This is a genomic window from Endozoicomonas sp. ONNA1 (genome assembly GCF_024606325.1).
GTDB lineage: Bacteria > Pseudomonadota > Gammaproteobacteria > Pseudomonadales > Endozoicomonadaceae > Endozoicomonas_A.
This window is the reverse complement of sequence record NZ_JAHHPN010000279.1, coordinates 1-4920: the sequence shown is the minus strand read 5'-3', so window position 1 is coordinate 4920 and position 4920 is coordinate 1. Positions and strand designations below refer to the sequence as shown.

Sequence of the window (4920 nt, the reverse complement as noted above, 5' to 3'; positions counted from 1 at the left end):
ACCAATTTATTGCAACCGCAGTAGGACAGCCTTAAGTCCGACAGGCTGCTAGCATGGGAACGAGTCAAAAGCAAAGCTTCTTCAGTTGAATCTCAGAGTTGTTAATCTCTGTAGGGGACAATTTCGAGACAAAGCTAAATTCGCCCAATAGCTAGCGGATTTGCCATTTTGAACTAAATTCACTCAACAGCTTACCGGAACAACAATGAGCGATTCACAGCCGTGAGCAAGTAACAGCCGTGAGCGAATGGAAGTTAGTTCCTGGTCTGGTGTGGAAATGTCTTAACGGTAGTCAAAGTAATCAGCTCTGAGGTAGTCGGATGGCACATGCTTGCCCCAACGCACTGAGCCTTGCTGCGGCCGTTGCCATCGGCTCTTCAATTATTGGTACACAGGCACTGGCCGATCGCAAGCTGCAGACAAAATCTGCCGATATTCTGGGCAATAAACATGCAGAATTCACCTGGAGTGAGGTCATGGTTCGGCCGACTTCAGGCCCTGACCAACAGCCAATACCCAAATCCATTACAACCACTTACCCTTATGAGCCTCTGCTCAGTGTGGACTATGTTATTCCTTCTTTAAGCTTTACAGAGGTTCTTTATGGTATTGAGGGTGGCGCTTCCAGTGTTGATCAGTTTGAAACAGACGAGAATGACGTTGCTCAGATGTACACCAAAGTCCTGAAGGTTGGTGATGAGGGCATTTTCAGGTTCACCCATAATCTTGAAGAAAAGGAACTGATCATTGAAGTCAGAGGCAAAATGACCGATCAGGATTCAATTGATGCTGTTCGTGATCACTTACACCAATCATTGGAACCGTTAACGAAAATCGCCAGCCCGGAACAACTGGCTGATTTGCTGAAAGCTGCCAACAGCAGAGCAGGAAACCTGGGCAAACACGATCACTATGTTGCCCTTGCCATCATTGAAGTTGAAAAAGTTGAAGTGCGTGGTCGTACCTTCATGCGTCTTATTGCTTCGGGCGATCAGCCCCCTGATCTGCAAAGTCTGGGTCAATCGCTCTTTGTCAATGATGAGGCTCTCCTGGCAGCAGCCACCTCTGCCTATATCCGGGTTCATGCCCTGGGAGAGGATTTACAACAGCAGGCTCTAAATGAGCTGTTGGCACACAGCAAACCCGTCGGATATGTTGTACTCGCGGAGGATGATACGCGGGTTTATCCTGTGCCTGCGGGCTATCCAAAGCTGGAAGTAGCAGAAACTCCGGGCGAAGTTATTGTTTTTCATGGCCAGAAGCTGAATCCGAATGATGCCGCTTTTGTAGAAAACCTCTATAAGCTTCGGGAAGAAGCTAAGGCTAATAACCCCGTTCATTCAGTAACAACACAAGTTAAAAACTATAAGGTTGAAAGCTACCAATACGTCATTCGAAGCAGTCAGATGGCACTGCTGGAGGAGTTTGCTGCGCGGCATGGTGCTGAAGCTAACGAAGGTCAAATAACGCTTGAATACGAAGATAAAGTGGCTGCGTTTGCGCTGGCAAACTATGAATCTCTGCTGCAGGCATTGAGCAGTGCTACTCCAGACCGGGCAGGTGAATTTGAACTCACACCGGAACAAATCAGAGCCGCTTCAACAGTCATCACGCCAACCTGGATGCAGAGCCAACTTCTAAAACACTTCAGCTTCAAACCTGCACTTAGAGATCTTCTAACGAACCCGCATTCTGTTGAGAAGATTCTGAAGCATATACCCATTGTCGCCAAATCAGTGACCAATATTTTATACAAAAACAAAAAGTTTGCTTTCCATTTCCTGGACAACATGGTCAGAAAGCTCACTGAGGTAGACAGCGAGCTCGAAGAGCTACTTCAGGCAGTCGAACTCCGCCAGCTTGAATATAAGCAGCAGCACGAATCGGATCCAGCCGATGCCAGTGATGAGATAAAACTGATAGCGCAAGGAATCCATCGGATGATTAAGGATAAACTTGCACAGATTCTTGTGAAGCTGAACGATCAGAGAAGCCTGCAACAGTCGCTTATTCAGGAAATCGAACGAATTCCTCTGCTGAGACAACAAGTTCCTGATGCCAGAAAAAAAGCCAGAAGTGTTTACAACTCCGGACTGGCGATACAACTTGGCATAGATGACTGGGATGACGCCCAACCACTGGAAAGGCAAGCCAGACGGCTCTTGGAGAAAATTGATGACAAGTGCAGCGAGGTTCTCAAAACACGTTATCACTCAACGGAACAGGCTGATGATGGTGCTGTAAAAGCAAAACTGGCTGCGATTGAAGGCCAGCTTGGTATCACTCCCATCAATGAAAACGATCTGGATGACCGCTACCGGTCCATTCAACAGCACCTGATATATAAAACAGAACAGATCATAGGGGATGACCCCTTCATACTTATCATTAAACAACGGCCCGGCGGCGGCCTGGTCCCGTTCGACGAAGCTGACCTGCAGGCCCGTGACCAGGTCAATAAGCAACAAAGCGCCCTCACAGAGGCTGAAAAAGCAGCTGAAATCAAAGCTCGCTTTGCCGTCATTGCGGAACATTTAAACATTCAGAATTTTCGTGGCGATGCAGATATTGACACTCAGCTGGCACTTCTGCTTGAGAAAATTAAGTCAATGAAATCTCATCAACCAAGACTTATGAATCTGAGTACCCGCCAAAATGACCCGCTTGAAAAATACCGCACAAAGAATATTCAAACCGAACAAATGAAGTTTCAGCATTTACTGAACAGACCCGTTCAAAACAGGTACGGTGAAGCTGACATCAAACGCCTGCAGGGCACTGTGGCAAATACTTTTGGTATAGAACTGGAAAACCCCGGAACAAAAGGCCAGATAGCCAGACTTGAAATTCTTGAGAAACTGGATGCCGTAGAAAAAGTCCTAATCCCGGCAATAAAGCGTAGTCTCTTCGACGATGTAAGAACCAGATATAACGAGATTGCCCATCATCTTGGCATTGAGGACTATAAATACGCTGCCCCCGATATTGTTAAGATCCATCTCATTAAAGAAGAACTCAAAAAGCTGTCTGTAAAACTTTTTGCACTGGGTGACCCTGACGTTAATGAGCGTATCGCAACCATTAATGCTGAACTTAACTGGCAAATGGCTCGTCTGGGATCTAAACCCCGATATGTTCTTGATCGTGAGGTAGCCAGAGCCAAAGGAGACATTGAAGAAGCTGAAACTGAGCTGGAGGAACTTCATCGCAAACTGGATGCTATTCATCGTAAAGAAGTGGCATTCACACATTCTACCGACGTCCACCCTGACACAGATAAAGACATCACGGTTCTCAATCAGGCAATGAAACACACTCAGACCGGGTCAAGCCTGACTCAGGGTGATAATCAAACCCCAAAAGACCAATTAGACGGCATTGAACGTTTTATTCAGAAAAGCGAAGACGGTTCAGGAAGACGAGTCGAGATCGTTCAGAAACTGATAGCTACTATTAGAAATCTGAAAATCCCCTTTGATAATGACCCTGATAATCTGTCTGAAGAAGATTACATCAATGCCATAGTAGACTATGCAGCCTCTTACGGTCGGGATAAGGCCGATGAAGTCGATTACCTGGGCAAATTGCCTGAAACCAGGAGACAGTACACTCAAATCACGGAGTTCCTCCATGAGCACGATTTTAGAAAAATGGAATTGGCCTATGCACAGGACGGTGAAAAGCAGGCACAAGAGGAACTGGACACTAAAAATCGGGCGATTGACCATTCCAGAAACATCGATCCGGAAACTAAAACCAAACTTAAAGACGAAAGAGATGCGCAGGCCTTGATTCTGGAATGGAGAAAGGCAGTAGTATCAGAAGCTCAGGCAAATCTGGAGGTTCATGGAGCGTCTCTCAGAGTTATTGAGGATGACGTGGGTCTCAAGCCAGAGCCCACTGCCCGCTTGGCTGAGCGTGTTGATGCCCTGAGAAATAAACAGGTGCAACTGGGAGGGCTCGATGGTACTGGCGGCATGATTCAGCAACTGACCGAGGAACAGGACAGTCTGAACAGAGAAATAGAAATCAGAAAAGCGCGAATAGTGATCTTAAAGGGAGTTTTGGAATCGGCAGAAGAGGCTATCGAAAATGAGGGTGTTTCCTTCCAGTACACGCCGGGACAAGCAAAAATACTGACCGAAATACACACCTACATGGGCGAACATTCATTCAGGAAACAGGCTCTGGAAGCCGCAATGGGTCTGGCGAAATCAGCTGAACTAAGCAGTAAGTCAATACCCAATCTTCAGACTTTTGACTTAGATGATGAATTTGCACCGATTCGCTTGCAGGCATTGGTGGGAGATCATATGACGTTTGACCGGGCCAGACGGACTGTGGAAATCTTCAAAAATCTGAAGACGACATTCACGATCAGGCCCACAGAAGATCAGTCTCTGAATCCGCTGGGAGAAGCCCAAAAGCTGGCGGACAGGGCAAGAAGTCACATTAAAACCGGGCCACAACACTATGACGATGAAATCCACAGCATGGGCGAAGCCGCTATTCACTTCATCGAGCATGAACCAAGGGATCTGAAAAGCTTCTCGGAATACTTTGCTGCCCATTCTGTCAGTGGCAACAGGATTATAGCTCTGCTGAGTGAAAGTCTGATCAGTAAGGTTGAATTAGAGAACTATATGGAGGCCATCAGAGGTGTCGACGAATATCAGACAATGGCTGAATTTGAACACTTTCTTGGTTATAAACACGGCGTCAAGGTGCCTGAGTTCCAAAAGGTTGTCCGGATGCTGTCCGACAGAGGTACTAAGGAATTTATGCACAGTGCCTTTACTCCTGTGACAGCCACTGGCACGACGGGCATGAAAGAATCTGTTGCAGGTATGAAAGTTTACGCGGCTGCGGTCATCGCCAACTACGTTCTTGACGATATTGCCTTTGAAAACGGCCGCAAGA

At 46.8% G+C, this 4920-nt stretch carries 1 protein-coding gene; it reads left to right on the top strand.

The window, feature by feature from the left end:
* Window positions 1–320: 320 nt before the first annotated feature.
* The coding region (locus KDK19_RS06565; RefSeq protein WP_257291597.1) for a hypothetical protein at window positions 321–4920 on the top strand (4600 nt) is incomplete at its 3' end.